General features: G+C 68.6%; 19 protein-coding genes. 7 read left to right on the top strand and 12 right to left on the bottom strand.

Features of this window, described 5'->3' with window-relative positions:
- Positions 1-7: 7 nt before the first annotated feature.
- Genes ACWGI8_RS19740 through ACWGI8_RS19730 form a run of 3 tightly spaced genes read right to left on the bottom strand, consistent with a single transcriptional unit; the run spans position 8 to position 2,300 of the window.
- Positions 8-835, bottom strand: coding sequence for a metal ABC transporter solute-binding protein, Zn/Mn family (locus ACWGI8_RS19740; RefSeq protein ID WP_453662531.1), 828 nt, complete (start codon positions 833-835; stop codon positions 8-10).
- Positions 790-1,668, bottom strand: a complete 879-nt coding sequence (locus ACWGI8_RS19735; protein WP_453662529.1) for a metal ABC transporter permease — start codon at positions 1,666-1,668, stop codon at positions 790-792. The genes ACWGI8_RS19740 and ACWGI8_RS19735 overlap by 46 nt, the downstream gene beginning before the upstream one ends.
- Positions 1,665-2,300 carry an ATP-binding cassette domain-containing protein gene (locus ACWGI8_RS19730; protein WP_453662528.1) on the bottom strand — a complete coding sequence of 212 codons (636 nt, stop codon included), beginning with the start codon at positions 2,298-2,300 and terminating at the stop codon, positions 1,665-1,667. Before ACWGI8_RS19730 ends, ACWGI8_RS19735 begins: the two co-directional genes overlap by 4 nt.
- A 352-nt stretch (positions 2,301-2,652) precedes the next feature.
- Here ACWGI8_RS19730 and haaT point away from each other — a divergent pair, with 352 nt between their 5' ends.
- From haaT to haaN, 4 genes are all read left to right on the top strand, one after another.
- Positions 2,653-5,433, top strand: coding sequence for a cyclophane-containing RiPP biosynthesis TPR protein HaaT (gene haaT / locus ACWGI8_RS19725; protein WP_453662526.1), 2,781 nt, complete (start codon positions 2,653-2,655; stop codon positions 5,431-5,433).
- 128 nt (positions 5,434-5,561) lie between these two features.
- Entirely contained in the window at positions 5,562-5,753 is a 192-nt protein-coding gene (haaA, locus tag ACWGI8_RS19720; protein ID WP_453662524.1) for a HaaA family cyclophane-containing RiPP peptide, read from the top strand.
- Positions 5,754-5,766: 13 nt separating this feature from the next.
- Complete coding sequence (locus ACWGI8_RS19715) at positions 5,767-6,927, top strand: FxsB family cyclophane-forming radical SAM/SPASM peptide maturase (protein WP_453662522.1); 1,161 nt, start codon at positions 5,767-5,769, stop codon at positions 6,925-6,927.
- Positions 6,928-6,998: 71 nt separating this feature from the next.
- Complete coding sequence (gene haaN, locus ACWGI8_RS19710; protein ID WP_453662520.1) at positions 6,999-7,472, top strand: cyclophane-containing RiPP N-acetyltransferase HaaN; 474 nt, start codon at positions 6,999-7,001, stop codon at positions 7,470-7,472.
- 454 nt (positions 7,473-7,926) lie between these two features.
- On the opposite strand, the gene ACWGI8_RS19705 is transcribed toward haaN, so the two are convergent.
- Genes ACWGI8_RS19705 through ACWGI8_RS19685 form a run of 5 tightly spaced genes read right to left on the bottom strand, consistent with a single transcriptional unit; the run spans position 7,927 to position 11,927 of the window.
- Complete coding sequence (locus ACWGI8_RS19705; RefSeq protein ID WP_453662518.1) at positions 7,927-8,694, bottom strand: aldo/keto reductase; 768 nt, start codon at positions 8,692-8,694, stop codon at positions 7,927-7,929.
- Positions 8,691-9,272 carry an AAA family ATPase gene (locus ACWGI8_RS19700; protein WP_453662517.1) on the bottom strand — a complete coding sequence of 194 codons (582 nt, stop codon included), beginning with the start codon at positions 9,270-9,272 and terminating at the stop codon, positions 8,691-8,693. The genes ACWGI8_RS19705 and ACWGI8_RS19700 overlap by 4 nt, the downstream gene beginning before the upstream one ends.
- A complete protein-coding gene (locus tag ACWGI8_RS19695) occupies positions 9,269-9,874 on the bottom strand; it encodes a 3'-5' exonuclease (protein WP_453662516.1) in 606 nt (201 codons plus the stop codon). Before ACWGI8_RS19695 ends, ACWGI8_RS19700 begins: the two co-directional genes overlap by 4 nt.
- Positions 9,871-11,058: a radical SAM protein gene (locus ACWGI8_RS19690; protein WP_453662514.1), complete on the bottom strand. Its 1,188-nt coding sequence runs from the start codon at positions 11,056-11,058 to the stop codon at positions 9,871-9,873. Before ACWGI8_RS19690 ends, ACWGI8_RS19695 begins: the two co-directional genes overlap by 4 nt.
- Positions 10,998-11,927, bottom strand: coding sequence for a thymidylate synthase (locus ACWGI8_RS19685; protein ID WP_453662512.1), 930 nt, complete (start codon positions 11,925-11,927; stop codon positions 10,998-11,000). The genes ACWGI8_RS19690 and ACWGI8_RS19685 overlap by 61 nt, the downstream gene beginning before the upstream one ends.
- A 333-nt stretch (positions 11,928-12,260) precedes the next feature.
- Between ACWGI8_RS19685 and ACWGI8_RS19680 the strand changes: the two genes are divergently transcribed.
- A complete protein-coding gene (locus tag ACWGI8_RS19680) occupies positions 12,261-12,653 on the top strand; it encodes an ATP-binding protein (RefSeq protein ID WP_453662510.1) in 393 nt (130 codons plus the stop codon).
- On the opposite strand, the gene ACWGI8_RS19675 is transcribed toward ACWGI8_RS19680, so the two are convergent.
- Together ACWGI8_RS19675 and ACWGI8_RS19670 are read right to left on the bottom strand one after the other, a co-directional pair.
- The gene (locus ACWGI8_RS19675) at positions 12,646-13,350 is read right to left on the bottom strand and encodes a 2'-5' RNA ligase family protein (protein WP_453662508.1); all 705 of its coding nucleotides are present in this window, start codon (positions 13,348-13,350) and stop codon (positions 12,646-12,648) included. The two genes, ACWGI8_RS19680 and ACWGI8_RS19675, sit on opposite strands and share 8 nt — an antisense overlap.
- 19 nt (positions 13,351-13,369) lie before the next feature.
- Positions 13,370-14,704: a hypothetical protein gene (locus tag ACWGI8_RS19670; protein WP_453662507.1), complete on the bottom strand. Its 1,335-nt coding sequence runs from the start codon at positions 14,702-14,704 to the stop codon at positions 13,370-13,372.
- A gap of 212 nt (positions 14,705-14,916) precedes the next feature.
- Between ACWGI8_RS19670 and ACWGI8_RS19665 the strand changes: the two genes are divergently transcribed.
- Together ACWGI8_RS19665 and ACWGI8_RS19660 are read left to right on the top strand one after the other, a co-directional pair.
- Positions 14,917-15,798 (top strand): helix-turn-helix domain-containing protein, encoded by an 882-nt coding sequence (locus ACWGI8_RS19665; protein WP_453662506.1) that lies wholly within the window; start codon positions 14,917-14,919, stop codon positions 15,796-15,798.
- The gene (locus ACWGI8_RS19660) at positions 15,795-16,010 is read left to right on the top strand and encodes a DUF397 domain-containing protein (RefSeq protein WP_453662504.1); all 216 of its coding nucleotides are present in this window, start codon (positions 15,795-15,797) and stop codon (positions 16,008-16,010) included. Before ACWGI8_RS19665 ends, ACWGI8_RS19660 begins: the two co-directional genes overlap by 4 nt.
- 172 nt (positions 16,011-16,182) lie before the next feature.
- Here the strand turns inward: ACWGI8_RS19660 and ACWGI8_RS19655 are convergent, their stop codons facing one another.
- On the bottom strand, positions 16,183-16,653 hold the full coding sequence (locus ACWGI8_RS19655; protein WP_453662503.1) for a hypothetical protein: 471 nt from the start codon (positions 16,651-16,653) through the stop codon (positions 16,183-16,185).
- Positions 16,654-16,698: 45 nt separating this feature from the next.
- Positions 16,699-17,646: an amidase domain-containing protein gene (locus tag ACWGI8_RS19650; RefSeq protein WP_453662502.1), complete on the bottom strand. Its 948-nt coding sequence runs from the start codon at positions 17,644-17,646 to the stop codon at positions 16,699-16,701.
- Positions 17,647-18,559: the final 913 nt, after the last annotated feature.

Genomic DNA, 18,559 nt, shown 5'->3' with positions numbered 1-18,559 from the left:
CCGCAGGTCAGCTCGCGCCCAGCGCCTTCTTCAGCTCCGTCGCCGCTCCGCGGTACACCGCGAGCAGGTCGAGGTCCTCACCGGGGTAGTTGACGATCCTGATCTGCCGGGCGCCCGAGTCCGGCAGCACCGTGCCCGTCGACATGTGGGCGTTCTCCAGGACGTACAGGGGCTTCTTCGCGGACAGTTCGGCCAGCTGCTTGGGGGTGACCGCCTCGGGTCCGTACGTCCCCACCACGTTCGCCCCGGCCAGCCGGGCCGACCAGGCCGTGAACACCTGGGTGACGACGGTGGGCTGCTTGCTCCCCGGCCAGGCACTCTTCACCTCTGCGGCGAGCTTGTCGTACTCCGTCGCGAAGGCGGTGTTCCACTTCGCCGCGGCGGCCTCGGTGCCGAACAGCTCCCCCAGCCGGGTCACTTCGGCCTTCGCCTTACCGGCGTCGTTGTCGAGGGTGACCTCGACGAGTTCGGCGTCGGACCCGGCCGCCTCCTTGATCTTCTCGGCGTACGGCTCGAACGGCGCGTACAGCACGAAGTCGGCCGCGGCGACGGCGGCCAGGTCGGACGGCTTCGGGTCGTAGTCGGGGGCATGGTGCACGGACTTCGGGACGATCACCTTGACGTCCTCGGCACCGGCGGCCTTGGCGAAGGCCCCTTCCCAGGTGGTCGTGGCGACCACCACGGGCTTGTCCCTTTCCCCCTTCTCGCCCTTCTCCACCTTCGCGGACGAGGAGGAACCGGTATCGCCGCCGCAGCCCGTGACCAGGGCGAAAGAGGCGGTCAGTGCGGTCAGTGCGACGAGGAGGGAAGGGAAGCGGACGCGGGTGCGCGCCATGAGCTGATTCTCCGTTCGGGGACGAGATGGACGGCGAGGACCGCGGCCCCCGCCGTCAGGACGAGGACCGGGCCGGGCGGCAGGTCCAGCCAGAGGGCGGTGAGGAAGCCGGCGAGATTGACGACGACCCCGATGCCGACCGCCCATGCGGTGATGGACTTCAGGGAGTTGCCCAGGCGCCGGGCGGCGAGCGCGGGCAGCAGGGTCAGGGCGTCGACGAGCAGCGCCCCGGTGAGCTTGATCGCCCCGGCGACGGCCACGGCGACAAGGACGAGCAGCACGAGGGTGAGGCCGCGCACGGCGACGCCCGAGCATGCGGCGAGCTCGCGGTCGTAGAGCAGCAGAGCGAGTTCACGCCGGCGCCACCACAGCAGGGCGGGTACGACGACGGCGAGCGTGCCGAGCACCACGAGGTCGGCCGTGCCCACGGACAGGATCGATCCCCAGAGCAGCGCGAACGCGCCGGCGGCGTTGACGCCGGAGACCGCGAGCACCAGCAGCGCCGCGGCGATCGCGAGGCTCATGAGCAGGCCCATCGCTCCGGAGAGCCCGCCGGGGGTGCGGGCCAGCGGCGCCACTCCCGCCCCGGCAAGTGCGCAGGCCAGTAGGGCGCACAGCATCGGATCCAGCCCGGTGAGCATGCCGACCGCGATACCGAGCAGGGCCACATGCATCATCGCGAACCGGACCGGCATGATGTCCAGTCCGACGATCACGACGCCGACGACGGGCAGCCCGACGGCGGCGAGCAGCAGCGCGAGGCCCGCGCGCTGCACCGGGACGAGTTGCAGCAGTGCGCCCACGTCGGCGGTGGCGAGGCTCAGCGGATTCATATGGCCTCCCTGAGCCGTCCCGCGGCCATCTCCAGTACCCGGTCGCAGCGTTCGGCCATCGCCCGGTCATGGGTGACGACCAGCAGGGTGACCGGCAGCTCGGCGAGGAGATCGGCGGCCTGTTCCTGGCCGGTGAAGTCGAGTGCCGCGGTGGGCTCGTCGGCGAGGAGCACACCCGCCCCGGCTGCGACACAGCCGACCGCCCGGGCCAGGTACATGCGCTGCAACTGGCCGCCGGACAGGGTGTGCAGCGGGCGTCCGGTCAACGGGCCGACGCCGAGCCGCTCCGCGGCACGCACCGCTTCCGGACCGTCCCCGCTGCTGTCCAGCAGCTCGCCCGCGAGCAGCGGGAACCGTCCCGCCGCCGGCTTCTGCGGGATCCAGGCGCAGGCCCGGCGCCGCCAGGCACGGCCGGCGGCCGACGTGGTGTCCCTGCCGCCCACCAGGATCTCGCCGGCCAGCGGGTGGTGCAGGCCGAGCACGGCTCGTACGAGTGTGGTCTTGCCCGATCCGTTGGTGCCGGTCAGCGCCACGCGCTCGCCTGCGGCGACGTCGAGGTCGACATCGCACACCGCGTCCACCCTGCCGTGTCGGCAGCGCACTGCTCGCATCCGGACATCCAGTCCGCCCAACGCGTCCTCCATTTCCCACCGCGACCGATGTGCCGGGCGGACTCGGGCCCGCGCGGCCCCGGCTCGGCAGTAGTCGGACGTGGAGGCGGTCCGGTTCCCGCGTGCGAGTGACTTGTCGTCGTGCGGCAGGCGCCCCTCGAGGGCCAGGGGCCATGCCGGGACTGCGAACCAGACACGCGGTTGGCGCAGAGACGGCCTTGACCGAAGTCCTTGGTGGCTGGTCGGCTTGGGGAGTTGGGGTCTCGAACTCGGGGGTAGCCTTCGTGGCCAGGTCAGATCTGTGTGTGCCGTTGCGGGCTGACGACCGTGGCGTGGAATCGGTTCGTTCCCCAACCGGTGCGACGGCAGGCGCATGAGACTGCGGCGGGGAATCGCGATCGGTGTCGTCGCCGGGGGCGGGGCCGTGACGACGATGCTCGTGGGGCTCGTCACGAACGCCGTGTCGGATCAGTCGCGGTGGCCGGGCTGGCTGGGGTGGTTGCAGGAGCATCCCTGGTTCTCGTTCGTCATGCTGGGCGTGACGATGGTCGGGCTCACGGCCTTGCTCGCCGCACTGTCCGAGACGCGGACTCCCGGGCGGCCTGTCGCGCCACCCAGGCAGCCGGAGGATGGGGCAGAGCCTCCAGGAGCCACTCTGGTGTTGCGGTCGCTGCCTCGGGACAGCGCCGCGTTCACCGATCGGTCCGTCGAGCTGGAGCGGCTGCTGGGCTCGGTGCGCGCCTCGCAGGAGAGTGGCGATGCCCTGCCGGTGCACGTGATCGACGGGATGCCGGGGGTCGGGAAGACGACCTTCGCGGTGCACGCCGGGCATCTGCTGTCGGAGCGGTTTCCGGACGGGCAGCTTTTCGTGAACCTCAATGGGCACACCCCGGGACGGAGCCCGGTGCAGGCGAGCGAGGCGCTGGCCTCGCTGCTGGCGGCTGCCGGGGTGCCGACTCAGCAGATACCCGTCGGCGACGATGTGGGGGCGGTCACCGAGGCGCGGGCAGCCATGTGGCGGAGCCGGCTCGCCGACAAGCGAGCGCTGCTCATCCTCGACAACGCCGCCGGCTACCGGCAGCTGGAGCCGCTGCTGCCGGGTGGGGGCGGCTGTCTCGTGCTCGTGACCAGTCGTAGGCGGCTGGCGGCGCACGAGGAAGTGGTCCTGCCGGTCGAAGCGCTGCCGCCGGACCACGCTGCCGATCTGTTCGTGCGGCTCAGTGGGCGGCCCTCCGACGCGCTCGACCGGGAGGTGCTCGAAGAGCTGGTGCGGCTGTGCGGGTACCTGCCGTTGGGGGTGTCGCTGCTCGCTGCACGACTGCGGCATCATCCGTCGTGGAGCGTCCAGGATCTGCGGGAGCGGCTGCTTGCGGCCCGGGACCGGCTCGGAGAACTGCGTGCCGGCGAGCGTGCGGTGGCCGGGACGTTCGGGCTGTCCTACGAGGATCTTCCGGCGGAGCGGCAGCGGTTCTTCCGTAGCCTTGGCTTCTTTCCTGGGACGGACATCGACGGCTATGTCGGAGCAGTGCTTGGGACGATCCCGGTGGCGGAGGCGCGGCAACAACTCGACGCGCTCTATGACGACCACCTGATCGACGAGCATCCTGGGAATCGTTACCGGCTTCACGACCTCTTACGCGACTATGCCCGCGGTCTCGCCGACGAGGGAGACAGCATGGAGAACGTTCAAACCGTTCAGCGTGTGTGCACCTACTACCTGGCCGGGCTCGCCGACGCGAACCGGCACATCGTGCGTGGCGGGGCGGTCGTGCCATCGCCCCCGGACGACGCGTCACTGGTGGAGACCCCGCCCATGGAGTCGCGGGCGGCGGCCCTGGGCTGGCTGGAGAACGAGCGGCCCAATCTCCTGGCCTGCATCGGACGGGCGAACAGCCTCTCTCTGCACGATCTCGTGATCCGGCTCGCCGCGGCCATGGCTCCGTTCCTGCGGCAGGCCGGCCCCTGGGACCAGGCCGTCGGACTCCACCGGACGGCCGCTGAGGTCGCGCGGCATACCGGTGACCGGCGGGCGCTGGCCGACGCTCTGGCCGAGCTCGGTGTCGTACGGCGCTTCATGGCTGCCTACCCCGAGGCGACCGAGGCGCTCAACGAAGCGGTGGCGGAGTACGACGCCATCGGTGAGCGGCGTGGCAAGGCGGACGCGCTGAACCAGGCGGGCATCGTCTGGTACCTGACCGCGGACAATGACGCCGCAGCCGTTGCCCAGACCGAGGCCCTCGCCATCTATCGCGAGGTGGGACACCGGCTTGGACAGGCCAACGCACTCGCGGACCTCGGCATGGTGCGCCGTCAGACCAGCCGGTTCGACGCAGCGGTGGAGGCGCAGACAGAAGCCCTCGCCATCTACCGCGAGTTGGGCGACCGCTACGGGGAGGCCAACTCGCTGCGTGACCTGGGAGTCGTCCACTGCCTCAAGGGCGAGTACGAGCTGGCCGCTCGGCGGCAGCAGCAGGCTTTGGACATCTATCGGGAACTCGACGACCGGGTCCATCAGGCCTATGCGCTCAACGAGTTGGGCGTGGTGCGGCGACTGACCGGTGATCCCGATGGTGCGCGGGTGGCGCACAGCCAGGCGCTGTCGCACTACACCGAGCTGGGCGAACGGTTCGGCCGCGCGAACGCGGTCCGTCACCTCGGGGTCCTCGACCGCGTATCCGGGGACGTCACCGAGGCGATCCAGTTGCAGGAGGAAGCCCTGGGCGCCTACCGCGATCTCGGCAGCCGCGGGGGCGAAGCCGCCTCGCTGAGCGAGCTCGGTGTCGTGCGCGGGATCGTCGGCGAGCGGGACGGCGCCGTGGAGGCCTTCCGGCGGAGCCTGGAGATCGTGCGCGAACTGGGTGATCGGAGCGGTGAGGCAGAGGTGCTGAACCATTGGGGGACGCTGCTGCGTACCTCTGGTGACCCAGCTGCCGCGCGCGAGCGCTTCGAGCGCGCGTTGGGCCTGGCCCGGGACATCCGCTGTCCGCTGGAGGAGGCGCGGGCCCTGGAGGGGATCGGTCGCTGCGACTGGATGGTCGAAGGGCCCGCTCGCGCCGAGGGCTCGTTGCGTGAAGCGCTCGCCGTGTACCGGCGGTTGGGAGCGAGCGGAGCGGCCGAGGACATCGAGCGACTGCTGGTGTCGCAGGCGGGGTGAGCGAGTTATGTGGCCAGTTTCCGTATGCCGCTGTGAACCGTGAGGCTGCTACGTTGCCAGCCGACCCGTCGCTTCAACCGCCACTGCACGGTGCCGGCCATCGGCACGTCCACCATGAGGAGCGTTGAATGCCGTCACGCACGTTCGTGCCCGCGCCGCACGGCGCGGCGACCGCCGATACGGAGTCCGTGCAGGGGAACGTAGTTCTGGATCGGGTCGCCGCCCGCGTACGGCAGCGGCTGGTGGCCGAGCAGACCGCGACGAACCGCTTCGGGGACGGCGCCCACGCGGCTTCGCTGATCTGGCCCTGGCCTCTGTGAGCGCCTCCGCTCGATGACGCCGTTCGAAGACCTCGTACCCTTTCGGACATTCATTCTCAAGATCGCGAACCGTTGCAACATCGACTGCGACTACTGCTACGTCTTCAACTCCAAGGATCAAGCGTGGCGGCACCTGCCCGCCCGGATGAGCGTGGACGTGGCCCGAGCGACGGCCCGACGGATCGGTGAGCACATCACGGCGCACGGCCTGCAGGCCGTACATGTCGTCCTGCACGGCGGTGAGCCGATGCTCGCCGGTCCTCGGCACATGGCCGATCTGCTGACCGCCGTCCGGGACGGGATACCGGCGGATACGAAGGTTCGCTTCGAGCTCCAGACCAACGGGACGCTGCTCACAGAGGCGTGGCTGGACCTCTTCGAACAGCACGAAGTGGTCGTGGGCGTCAGCCTCGACGGGCCGCCGGCCGCGAACGACCGGCACCGGCTGACATACGCTTCGCGGTCGAGTGCAGCCTCGGCCGTGCGAGGCATCGAACTCCTCCGGACACGGCCGCACCTGTTCGCGGGACTGCTCGCCGTCGTGGACCTGGCCAACGATCCGGTGGAGGTCCACGACTACCTGGCGTCGTTCGAGCCGCCGACGATCGACTTCGGCCTGCCTCACGGGACTCACGATGACCCGCCGCACCGCAACGACTCCGCCATCCCCGAGTACGGGCTGTGGATGAGCCGAGTGTACGACGCCTGGCTCGCTCGGCCCGAGTACCAGCACAGCGTCCGGATGTTGGAGGACATCGTGGCGCTCAGCTCCGGAGTCCGCGGCTCGGTGGAGACACTCGGCCTGGCCCCGCCGGCCAGCGTGGTGATCGAGTCCGACGGCACGATCGAGGGCGTGGACACCCTGCGCTCCGTTGAGGAAGGCGCCTCCTGGCTTGGGCTCGACGTCTTCGCCCAGTCCTTCGACGACGTCCTTCAGCATCCCAAGCTCCTGCACCGGCAGTACGGCAGGGCCGCACTCGCCGAGAAGTGCCAGCGCTGCCCGCTGGTGGAAGTGTGCGGCGGCGGCTATCTCCCGCATCGCTTCAGCACGATCCGTGGCTACCGGAATCCGTCCGTCTACTGCTCGGATCTGGAGTACCTCATCCTGCATGTCCAAGGCTCCCTACAGGAGCTCGGCTGGGATCCGCATGCTTCGGCTGCGTCATCTCCGTAGCGCTGCCGCACCGCCACGATGGGATCACGCGTTGAAGCGAGTGAAGTCACTGAAGAACGAGGGAGATGACGATGACCGTGACAATCCGGCCTGCTGACAAGCGAGATGTCCAGGCCGTGGCCGAGTTGATCGAAGAGATTGAGCGCTTCTACGGGACGACCGAGATCCAGCCCCTCGATGAGCGCCAGTCCCAGGTGGAGGAGGCGCTCTTCGGCTCGCCGCCGCTGGCGTCCGCTCTCCTGGTCGAGGACGAGGCAGGAGACATCGTCGGTCTCGCCGCGTATTCGTTCCTCTGGCCGTCCGCGGGCTCGACTCACTCACTCTTCCTCAAAGAGCTCTACGTCCGCGACACCCTCCGGCGCCAGGGCATCGGCGAACGCCTTATGGCTGAACTGCGGGCCGTCGCGGCTGCGCGCCCGGGGTGCAGTCGAGTCGAATGGATGACCGACCGCGACAACCCGGACGCTCGTGCCTTCTACCGGTCTCTCGGGTTCGCCGAGTTCGACGGGAAGATCGTCTACCGAGTCGGCATCGGCTCGGCCTGAGCAGGACAGCCGGGGAGTATGCAGGCCGAATGAAAACGCGAGTTGGGATCGCTGGAGTATGAAGGAAACGCGCTGCGAGGAGTGCGGAAGCCGGATCGTCATTGGGCTGGGGTGCGACTGTCCGCCGGATGCATCCATGTCGAAGGCCGGTCCAGCGGGCGTCTTCGTGAAGAAGGAGTGGGTCACTCACCCCGATGACACGATCCTGATCTCCTCCGCGCAGTGCGCCCATAGGCCCGGTTGGTGCGACCACATGACGGAGGACGACGTGCGCGCCCCCCGATGGGGATGGATACCGAATCCGCCGACCGGCCTCTGGGAACGGTTGAGCACCAGCAATCCGGCGACCGCCACCGCAGGCAACCTCGGTCGCCGGGCCGTACGCCGATGCAATGACTGCGAGGCAAACCTCTCGCAGACATGACCCCACGACCGCCTCGTCCCGCGTCGGGCCTCAGCGGACGGCGTCGACCAAGGCCCGCAGGTGGCGAAGGGAGCTGGTTCCGGGAATCGGGGCCACGTGTGGGCCAAGGTCGAGGAGCCAGTTGAGCGCCGACTCGACCTTGCCGTGGGAGACCAGCGCGCCTGCGTCGAGTGGACGGTACGCGACGTATGGGATGCCCATACGGGCGCAGTACTCGAGAGCCGGGTCGTCGGGTTCGGACTGGTTGAGGCAGTTCTGAACAGCGGCGACCGTGATCTCCTTCTCTGCCGCGCGGATCTGGTCCACGCCAACCTTGGAAAGACCGATGTGGCCGATCTTCCCGGCGAGTTGGAGGATGAGAAGTTCTCCGACCTGGTCTGCCAGCGGGAGGTTCGGGTCGACGCGGTGGAGGTAGCAGAGCTCCAGCCGCTCGACGCAAAGTCGGCGCAGGCACGAGTCGACCGCCGTGCGCAGGTAGTCGGGGTGACCGAGAGGACGCCACACGTCGCGGGCCGGACGAACCATGCCGACCTTTGTCGCCAGCAGGAGGTCGGGCGGGTACGGGTGCAAGGCAGTGTGGATGAGCGACTCCGCAATGTGCGGGCCGTACGCGTCGGCGGTGTCGATGTGTGTGATGCCGTGGGCATGGACAGCTTCATGCAAGATCCGCGCGGCCGTGGCCTTGTCCTCGGGCCAGCCCCAGATGCCCGGGCCGGTCAAACGCATCGTTCCCAGGCCGAGGCGTGAGACCTGCTTGCCGGCAATGGTGATGAGACCGCCGGGCGCGTCGCGGCTCATGCCGCGCCCGCCATGGTCAGCGCGAGATGGATCGCCTCCGCCCGCGAGGTGTCTTCGTTGGCGACGAGCACGTGGCCCAGGCTCAGCTCAGCGAGGAGCTTGTGGGTTCTGGTGTCGACGAGCCGGCGGAAGTCCGGGTCGTGTTCGTGGATGCCGGTGAGCGGCTCGCGCGGGTCCGGGACTGTCGCAAACAGCAGGTCGTACGGGGTGGAGAACGCGGTGACCAGGGTGCGCAGGCGCTGGACCGTACCGGCGGGAACCGGTTCGCCACGGTGTTCCAGGGACGCCATGTAGTACGCGAGCGCGGCCGGGGGTGCGCAGTCGGCAAGGACCACCTGGCCGCGTACCCCTGCCGCGAGTTCGTCCGCGACGCCCGCCGTGATCATCCACTCCGTGGAGGTGGCGGTGTGCCGCGTCATCTTCGGGAGGCCGAGCGAGGCGGCGCGCTTGGCGAGGCCACCGACGCGCAGGGTGGTGATGCCGAGTGCGCGCAGTTCCATCTCGATGCGACGCATGAGCGTCGTCTTGCCGGTGGAGTACGTGCCGACGATGCCGATGCGGACGGGGTTGGAGGTCACCACAGGGTTGGCTCCTGTTCTGGTTTCGGGGCACCAGGGAGGCCGGGCGGGACGGCCACGGCGGCGAGGGCGGGCCAGGTCTCGTACCGGCCGGCCATGGTGAGGAAGAGGAGGGCGGTGGCGTACGCGTCGTACGTCGCGCGATGACGCTGCGCTGGCGCGCCCGCCAGGTCGAGTCGCGTGTGTTCGATCAGGGCGTCGAGGGAGTGGGAGGGCGCGTCCGGGTAGGTGGCGCGGGCCAAGCGCAGGGTGTCGATGACTCCGGCCGGTTCCCAGCCAGGGAGGTGGCGGGCCAGGACGCGGTAGTCGACGTGGGCGTTGTGGGCACAGATCCAGGCGCTGCCGATGAACTGCCGAACCTCGTCGCCGACCTCCGTCCACGACGGGCACGTGGCCAGCCGGTCGTTCGTCAGGCCATGGACCTTCACGGCGAACGGTGTGACCGGGACTGGTGGGCGGATGAGCCAGGATCCGGCCGTCGTCGTGTCGGGGCGGCCGACGCGGATGGGGAGGGCGGCGACCTCGACGAGGTCGGGCGGGTTCGCGCCGTTGCCCTCGACATCGATGACGAGCAGGCGGGCGGGCCAAGCGGTAGGGTTCACGCGGACTCCTCGGAAGGCGGAGCCGGGGACGGCCAGCCGATGTCGGCGCGGCCGTGCCGGCGGTGGTGGTGCGGTTTCGCGCGGTCGTGGCACTGGTAGCCGAACCCGTGCTGCAGGTAGTAGCGCGGCTGTTCGTCCAGGCCCTCGACGATGATGGCGCGGTCCATCACCTCTACGTCGCCGGTCGCGCCGAGTGCGCGGGCCTCGCGCGTGACTTCAGTGAGATCGGGCGCCTTCCAGGCGTCGGCGCACAGGCCGACTTGGGCGGATGGGCAGATGTCGCAGAGCTCGCGGATGCCGTAGTGGCCGTTGTAGTCGGCCTCGCCGTGCGCGTACGCGACGCCGCAGCTCGTCTTGCGGAAGAGCGGGCCGTACGGCGCCTCGGTGTTGGTGGGATCGTGGAAGAGGCGGAGAATGCGCTGCTCGGACTCCTCCGGCATGATCTTGCGGCGGGCGGTGTCCTCGTACGGCGTGGGCAGGCCGTGAGCCTCGTAGTACGCGGCGATCTCGTTGCGGAAGAACAGACCAGTGAAGACGGTCGCGTGCGCATGCTCGGCGAGTTCGCGGGCCCGCTGCAGGTGCGCGTTGGTGTCGTTGAGGCCCGGGACGATGGGGCGCCAGTAGAGGACGGTTCGATAGCGCTCAGCGTGCGCGTACAGCGTCCGCAGGCTGGCGGCGGCGATGACCGAGTCGACCGGCTCGATGCGCTGGTCGTCGATACCGGAATGGGTGACCAGGACGGTCAACCTGATGTTCCGGAAGCTGTTGAGGACCGCGCAGTCCTCCGGCTCAACGCGCCAGCGCGTGATCACCAGGACGTGGTTGGTCAGGCCCTGCTCGTCGAGGAGCCGCAGCACGTTGAAGGTGTGCGGCTTGACGACCGGGAGCATGGGGTCGGTGGCCCGGTTGAAGACCTGCAGCGGGGTGCGGTGCGCACGAAAGTAGCGGTGCCCGGTGAGCTCGGCGACGGCTTCCTCGTCGGTCATGAGCGCGCGCGGAACCTTCATCTCGAAGTTGCCGTAGAGATGTCGTACGCAGTAGCCGCAGTCGAGCGGGCAGCCGACGATGTGGTTCACGGAGAGGCCGGACTTGCGGTACTCGATCACCGAGGCCAGCTCCGGCTTCAGCGCCGCGACCTGCGCGGTGGTGAGCAGCGGGAGCGGACGGCGGGTGGTTGTCGCCATGGGTGCCTCCGAGGGGTGTCAGGGCGTGAGCAGGTGGTGGCGGCGGGCGCCGTACCAGGTGCCGAAGTCGCGGCAGGTGGCGGCCGCGTCGTCGGAGGAGTGCACGAGGTTCTCGACGAGGCGGCCCTCGGCTTGCGCGATGGCGAGGCTGTCCTCGCCGAGGTCGCCGCGCAGCGTTCCCTGCGCCGCCTGGGCGGGGTCGAAGTGGCCGAGCGGTGCGCCGATCCGATGTGGTGCGTGTACGTCCCAAGACCGAGGCCGAGCTGGATGGCCGCGTACTCCTGGATCATCGTGAACGAGAACACGTCCGCGAGCAGCCCTCGGTCACAGTCGTTGGCCCGCATGTAGCAGACCATGTGCAACTTGCCGTCACGGACGAGGAGATGGAGCGCGATCGCGCACGACATGTCGGGGTTGGCGTCGATGGCCAGCTCGCGGGCCTCGAAGATCGGCAGGACGCCGCGCTTGCTGTCCGTCTCGGTGTCGAGAAGGGCCAGGACCCGGTCGAAGGGCGCGATGGTCTCGCCGGGGGCCGGATTGAAGATCCGCGATCCGTACGCGGAGCCCCCGATCGTCGCTCCGTCGCGAGAGTCGGACCGCATGCGCGGCGCGTAGTAGCCGATCATGTCGAGGTCATCGCGGCCCGCGAGGTACCAGAGCGCCTCGGCGTAGTGGAAGACCGGGTTGACCTGGCGATTGGCCAGGTACGGGAAGCGCTCGCGCGGGTCCGCGAGCTGGAAGCTCAGCCCGAGGCACTCGCGGCTGGCGTTACCGCGCGGGGCGTTGCGGTACTCGTGGTTGTTCACGATATGGCCGAGCACATCGACATACGCCTGCTCGAAGCAGGGATAGACGGGCGGTGCCAGCACATGGACCTCCTGGTACGCGGCGAAGGAAAGGGCCCGCGCCGACCGGGACGGGGAGCCACGTGGTTGTCGGCCACCGGCCGGCGCGGGGTGAGGCGCGGGGGAGGCCGCCTCGCTGAAGACCTTCGTCGGGACCGGTCGGCGGCGGTACGCCGTTGGCACGCCGTTCGTCCGCCGTCTTACGGCGGGTGGAAGGGCGGAGGCGCGGCGTACCGCCGCGGCCCGCACGTCGCGAAGCTGGTCGATCCCAGCGGCTTCTACCGGGAGCGTGACGCGACGGTGTATGCGCAGGACTCGAAACACATCTCCATGAGGAGGCCGTTGCGGCACCGGTGGGTGCAGCTGACTGACTGCGCCGAGCCTTCGAACCTCGCGCGCGAACAGGTACGTCAGCTACTCGCCGGGCACGCCCCCGCGACGTGCGTCGACGACGCGGTGCTGGTCGTCTCGGAGCTCGTGGGCAACGCGGTCAGACACACGGCCGACGGCCCGGATTGCCTGTTCGTGGAGGTCCACCGGGACGTCGTGGTTCTGTGGGTGCACGACGCGGGCGCGGACGCCGACCGCGTCAAGGCTCGTCCCGCGGCCGCATCGCTCGATGAACCCCCTGAAGGGGGGCTTGGCCTGCGGCTCGTCGAGGAGCTGACCGTGGAGTGGTTCGTCCGGCCGACCGCGACCGGGAAGGCCGTCGTCGCGATCCTTGCGCTGGACGGCGGCCGGACTACTTGAGCGGGACGCTCTCCAGTACGTCCCAACGGTAGGTGCGTCCTTCGCGACGAAGGTCCACCAGCTCGACCGCTGTCTTGTGGAGTCCAACCGGCTGGAGTTCCCGGAGCCCGGCGACGGCGTCCACGACTGGGGCAGCGGGGCGCTGGTGATTGTTGTACGCGAGGCTGAGATGCGGCCGGAAGGCAGCGGTCGACTTCTTGGGGGCCAACCCCACGGCCTGACCAGCCTTGACCAGCGCGGTGTGCAGCTGCAGCAGAGGCTCCCAAGGGCCAAGGGAGAGGCGTACGGCTCCCCGTGACCCGGCCAGGGGTGTGGCCCGTACGGAGAAGGCGGAAGGCAGCAGTGCCTCGGCATCGCGCGCGAGGCTGCTCAGCTCCGTGGGGGTGACAGCGCTCGGGGAACCCACACGGGTGAGGGTGATGTGCAGCCCGTCCACCGGCACCGGGTCAAGGCCCAGCGGGGCCAGCTCTTCCTGGCAGCGCAGAGCGAGGGCTGCGAGCTTTGGCTCGTCGGGGAACGTCAGCATCCAGTAGTACGCCCGGCTGCCGTCCGCCCAGCCGGGACGTGCCCAGTGGTCGGTCATCACGTCGAGTGCGCTGAACGCTGACCAGTCGTGTGCCGCGATGGCCGCCGCGTCATGCGTGTCGGCGGGAGGCTCGGCGGGGAACGCAGCGGGATCGGCGCTGAGCAGGGACACCCGGCGTACTCCTTCGGCATCACACTGCCCTGGAGCGCGACGACGCCGATGACGCCATGGCCAGGGCCGCTGGCTGTGAGCTCCAGGTCCGGAGCTCGTCGCCATAATCGCGTACCGCCGGATGCTCGCGCCACGGGCCGGCCTGCTCGTACAGGTCACGGGAGCGCTGGAACACGGAGCTGATCGGTGAGTCTCCACACAGCCGCAACGCCTCGCTGCCGAGTGCCATCGCGTGGTCCAGGTCGGGGGTGCGCTGCTGCAGGAGTGCGGCGGAGACATCGAGGCGTACGAGCGAACGGCTCCAGGACGAGTCGGAGTGCTCGACGAGATCGTCGATGCGCTCGGCGTCGCGCAGTACCTGGGCGGTGTGCCGCAGGGCAACGTGTGAGGTGACAGCGTTGGCCAATGTCCTGGCGAGTCCGTACGGCTCGAAGGAGATGCATGAGGTGAGTCCGGCCGGGACTTCGTGGAGGTCGGAGAGGTCCAGAGCCTGCCCGATGGCATGTTCGGTGGCGCGTCGGTCGCCGGTCTTGGCGAGGGCGCGGGCTCTCCCGTTGACGAGCAGGCGAATGGACTGGGCGTGACGCGGGGCGCGCTCGACAGCCGCGGCGGCGCAGGCATCGGCCTCGTCGAACCAGCCGGCGTAGTAGAGACCGAACGAGAGGGTGCCGCTCGCCCACAGCTCGATGTCCAGGTCGTCGATCTCGCGGCTGAGGTCCCGGGCTTCGGCGCAGTACGCCGCCGACAGCGCGAAGTCCCCTGTGTTCACGGCCATGTAGCCGAGCAGGGCCGAGGCGCGGGCGGCGAGGCGGAAGAGTTCCTTGCGTGCGCGTGGAGGCTGGCGACCGTCGAGGAGAGTGTGCGCGAGCTGTCGAAGTTGGCGGGTCTGGGGGCGGAGGGCGTACGGCCCATCCTGTTCGTACCGGCTGGTGATGCCCTCCAGGGAAGAGCCGAGAAAGGCGAGCGTCGCTTCGTCGGCATTGCTCGCGGTGAGCTGCTGGGTGCGGGCGACGATATCCAGTGGGTTGTCCCCGTCCTCGCGTGAGGGCGCTGAGCTCGGCGACCGCTGGGGCATGCGCCGCTCCTCGTCGCGCACCGCAGAGAACAGCTCGGACACGGGTCTGCCCAGCATGTACTCCAGCACCCGGCACGCGTCCGGGCGGGGCAGGGTCTGCAGCTCCCCGCCGAACCATCGGTCGAACTGGCGGGGAGAGACCCGGAGCGAGGCCAGGCGGCGGTCCCCGTCCAGGTCCGCCAGCTTGGCGGCGGCCCGCTCAAACTGCGCCGCGAAGGCTTCATGCGTCGTCAGATGACGCCGCTGAAGTAACTGCCGGAACAACGTTGTCCGGGGCATGGCACATCCTCCCTGGTGCGGCGAGCTGGGCCGACACGGAGGCGCGCACGCCGATGGCAGAGCGTCCATCGGTCGGCTGCGGCACGCATCTATGGGACGGCGTGCCGTGACGATAGACAGCATGCCGATGCCAGCGTGAACTAGGCAATATGTCTGGTGAATTTGACTCGTTCGGGTTGTAGAGGCAGTGGCTGGGCAGAGAGACTTCCGACATGGCCTTGAAGAGGAGCCTGGTTCCGCAGTCCGTCTATCGCCGACAACTTGCCGCACAACTCAAGGACTTTCGCGATGCGACTGGTCTCACCCTCACCGAGGTCGCCGAGCAGCTTGAGATCAATCCGGCGTCGCTGAGCCGTATCGAGAACGCCGAGCGCGGTACGTCGACGGTCCTTGTCCGGGCGCTGTTGGATCTCTACGGAGTCAAGGACGAGGCCCGGCGCGCTGACACGCTTGATCTCGTACGGGCGGACAAGGAGCAACAGAAGCCGTGGTGGCGCAAGTACTCGACCGTACTGACCGCTACCCGGTACGACGGCTACCTTGCTCTGGAGGCCGGCGCCACGTCCCTCGCCAGTTACCAGCCGATGCTTGTCCCCGGCCTCCTCCAGACCGAGGACTACGCGCGCGCCGTGATCTCCCAGATGAGGATGGAGCTGACGCCTCCGCAGGTAGAGGCCCTGGTCAAGGTCCGCATGGAACGGCAGAGCAGCCGCCTGGGCGGCGATCACCCCGCCAAGCTTTGGGCGATCCTCGACGAGGCGGTACTGCGCCGAACGGTCGGCTCGACAGAGGTGATGCGCGACCAGATGCGGAAGCTGACGGAGGCGAGCGAGCAGCCGAATGTCACCGTGCAGCTACTGCCGTTCTCGCTCGGAGCGCATCCCGGGTTGTACGGTCCGTTCGTCATCCTGACCTTCCCCGACCCCACCCCGAACCTGGTGTGGCTGGAGAACCCCAAGAACTCCGTGTACCTCGAGTCCGCCGACGATGTGGACAGCTACACGGAAATCTTCGACCAGTTGAGGGCCTGCGCCCTCGGCCCGTCGGAGACTCGTACCCGTATTGCCCGAATCAGCAAGGAGCTCGACCAGTGAGCACGCCTCGCACGACCGTCCCGCACGACCTCGACCTCGCGCACGCGCGGTGGCGGAAGAGCTCGTACAGCGGGGGCGCGAACGACTGCGTGGAGATCGCGGACCTTGGGGCGTTCGTGGCGATCCGTGATTCGAAGGACCGTCGGCGGTCACCCATTGTGTGCAGGCGCTCTGCTGTCGTGTCGCTGATGCGGTCCGTAGTCCTACCCTGAGACCCGCGCCCACGCCGTCTGTGCCTCGACGAACCTGATGGCCCACCTCAATCACGCTGAGATGGGCCATCAGCTGCTTCACGGTGGACTGGGGCTGTCGCTCGACCGTGGGTGACTTCCGTCAGGGAAGAGCGAGAGACGAGCACCCACGGCCCACCGGGTGTGTGGTGGTTCAGCCAGACACGGGCTTCGAGGAGCCTACTCCGTCGGACGGCGCACCTGTCTCGGCGGGCGTCTTCCCGCTCGGGTCCTGTGTCGGCGCCGGCAGGATGGTGAGGTGCCAACTCCCGCCATCACGGGTGATGGTGAGACTCTCGCTGTAGTCGGCGCCCTTGCTGTCCCGGGCGGTGATCTTCGCGGACCCGACGTCCGGGCCGAGGTCGTAGGTGATCTGGATGTCCTCGACCTTGAGGCCGCGGCCGCCCTTCTCCTTGATGATCTTCTGTGCGTCCCGCTGGGCGTCTGCGCCGGTTGCCCCATCCAGCTTCAGCAGGGCGCCTGTGTCTCGGTCGTTGAGGGCGGTGATGTATGCCTCTACCGTCTCGCGGTCACCGCTCGCCTTCGAACCGGAGTCGCCGCTGTCGCACCCGGTCAGGGCGAGCAGCGCGGCGAGGGTGACGCCGGCGAAGTAGCGCCTCTTCATGTGTCCCTCACAGGTGGTTCAGCCTGGATGTCAGGCAGGGCGGTCTCAGGTCCGGTGCGCGTACCAGGCTGCGTTCGGATGGTCGGCGAGCAGCTTGCGGAGGCTCTTGTTGTGAGTGTTCCCCGTGTGGTATGTGAGGTAAGGGGTGCCCCTGTAGAGCTTGGTGACGACCATGGTGTGATCGATGACGTTGTCGCTCCGAGGCTTCCAGTTCGCCTGAAGCACATCGGCGAGGGCGAGCTTCCACACATTGTCGAGGAACTTGGTCCGCTTGGAGTGCTTGAGCGCGAACCAGTACCAGTTCTCGGCACCAGCCCAGGTATAGCTCGTGTTCCAGGTGTGGCTTCCGTAGAACCACTTCCTGTTGTCCTTGCGGCTCATGACACTGCCCGACGTCGCCCGCCAACCGCCGGCCCACATCACCTGGGAGATGAAGTTCGTGCAGTCGTTGCCGTACGTGCGCCAGTCGTCGCTCGGCGTCTTCCAGTGCTTGTCGGCGTAGCGCACCATCGCGCTGTAGTTGTACGAAGCGGCCGCCGCGGAAGCCTGAACGTCAGGGACCGCCTTCGGGGGCACTGAGCCAGCCGGCGGCTCGGTGGTCACGGAGGAGGGGCCTTTCTCACCCTCGTCCTCCGAGTCCGGAGCAGGGGCGTCGGCCGGCTCGGCGATCTGAGTGCTCGGTAGGGGTCCGCCATCGAGCTCGGCCTTGTCGGATGCGAGCAGCCAAGCGCCGGACTTGTCCCGCGTGAACGTCATAGTGTGGGGGACCGAATACTCCTCGTACTCCGGTGCCCCGTCGGCTACCTCGTCCGCGGTGAACGGAAGGTAGAGGCGGGTGTCCTCGGCGACGCGCGCGGTCGTGGTGTCCGCCTCAGCGGTCGTGGAGAGCACCATCACATCGACCTCTGCGCGGGTGTAGCCCCCGTCGGCCTCCTTGTAGACACTGCCCTTTCGGGCCAATGCGGCGAGGTCGGTCCGCAACTTGGCCTTCATCGGCTCAGTGGCCGCCGGCGGAACGTCGGCGGAACGGGACCGCGCCGTGCTGGTCGTCACAGCGTCGGCCCGCTGCTGCAGGTATCTCTCAGCCAACTGGGACAGATGGTCCGCGTCCGGCGCTGCCGAAGGACGGTCAGCGGTATCCGCTGATGCCGTAGTGCCGGTGGATATCATCGCCGCGGCTAATGCCGTGACAAGGATGCGTCTGTGCGATGCGCGCATGCGCATGTTATTCCCCCGTGAGCTGGATGACTGGTCGCGGTCAAAGATGCCTTGCCAGACGGAAACGTTGACAGCGCGAAACAAACCTGTCCGAAAGCCATGCAGACGATGACCGAGAACGGTCTACTGCGTGGCGGGGGATTGCTGGGTCGTTGAGATTGCAAAAACAGCGTGTTTCCCGGGAAGTGGAGTTCCGCGCTGTGCCGACGAGGGAGCGAATTGACGTGGGCAGAGCTGGGATTAGGCTCCGCCGGTGACAACACCGAATCGCTTCCGAATGGCCTTCGACGGTCGCTCGTACGCGCTCACCGTGGACGGGCACGACGTGAGCGACTGTGTGACAGCTGTTGACGTGCACGCCGACCCGCGCGAGCTGCCTCGGGTCGTGCTGCACCTCACCCCTACGAAGATGTGGCCAGCGGAACTTGATCTCCTGACTCGTGTGCAGATCGGCGTAGAGCCGGACCCCGGCCCCGCGGCCGCGGCGTTCCTCGAAACCCAGCAGGCCGTAGAAATCCCGGCTCTCCTGCACGGCCTCCGACCGGATGTTGGGGACGACACGGCGTACGACCATCGACGACTCCAAGTGAGAACGAGTGCGCATCAATGAGAATGAACGCGAACGAACGCGCCTTCACGCCTTCCCACGAGTAATTACGGCACACCTGTAGTGCGCACACCTGTAGTT

The sequence above is a fragment of the Streptomyces sp. NPDC054841 genome (assembly GCF_053611045.1).
This window is presented reverse-complemented; position numbering and strand designations above follow the sequence as displayed.

Bases quoted from the DNA above. Each gene is read 5' to 3' on its own strand.
- ACWGI8_RS19740 (WP_453662531.1), bottom strand. From the start codon at position 835: ATGGCGCGCACCCGCGTCCGCTTCCCTTCCCTCCTCGTCGCACTGACC.
- ACWGI8_RS19735 (WP_453662529.1), bottom strand. From the start codon at position 1,668: ATGAATCCGCTGAGCCTCGCCACCGCCGACGTGGGCGCACTGCTGCAA.
- haaT (WP_453662526.1), top strand. From the start codon at position 2,653: ATGAGACTGCGGCGGGGAATCGCGATCGGTGTCGTCGCCGGGGGCGGG.
- haaA (WP_453662524.1), top strand. From the start codon at position 5,562: ATGCCGTCACGCACGTTCGTGCCCGCGCCGCACGGCGCGGCGACCGCC.
- ACWGI8_RS19715 (WP_453662522.1), top strand. From the start codon at position 5,767: ATGACGCCGTTCGAAGACCTCGTACCCTTTCGGACATTCATTCTCAAG.
- haaN (WP_453662520.1), top strand. From the start codon at position 6,999: ATGACCGTGACAATCCGGCCTGCTGACAAGCGAGATGTCCAGGCCGTG.
- ACWGI8_RS19705 (WP_453662518.1), bottom strand. From the start codon at position 8,694: ATGAGCCGCGACGCGCCCGGCGGTCTCATCACCATTGCCGGCAAGCAG.
- ACWGI8_RS19690 (WP_453662514.1), bottom strand. From the start codon at position 11,058: ATGGCGACAACCACCCGCCGTCCGCTCCCGCTGCTCACCACCGCGCAG.
- ACWGI8_RS19670 (WP_453662507.1), bottom strand. From the start codon at position 14,704: ATGCCCCGGACAACGTTGTTCCGGCAGTTACTTCAGCGGCGTCATCTG.
- ACWGI8_RS19665 (WP_453662506.1), top strand. From the start codon at position 14,917: ATGGCCTTGAAGAGGAGCCTGGTTCCGCAGTCCGTCTATCGCCGACAA.
- ACWGI8_RS19655 (WP_453662503.1), bottom strand. From the start codon at position 16,653: ATGAAGAGGCGCTACTTCGCCGGCGTCACCCTCGCCGCGCTGCTCGCC.
- ACWGI8_RS19650 (WP_453662502.1), bottom strand. From the start codon at position 17,646: ATGAAGGCCAAGTTGCGGACCGACCTCGCCGCATTGGCCCGAAAGGGC.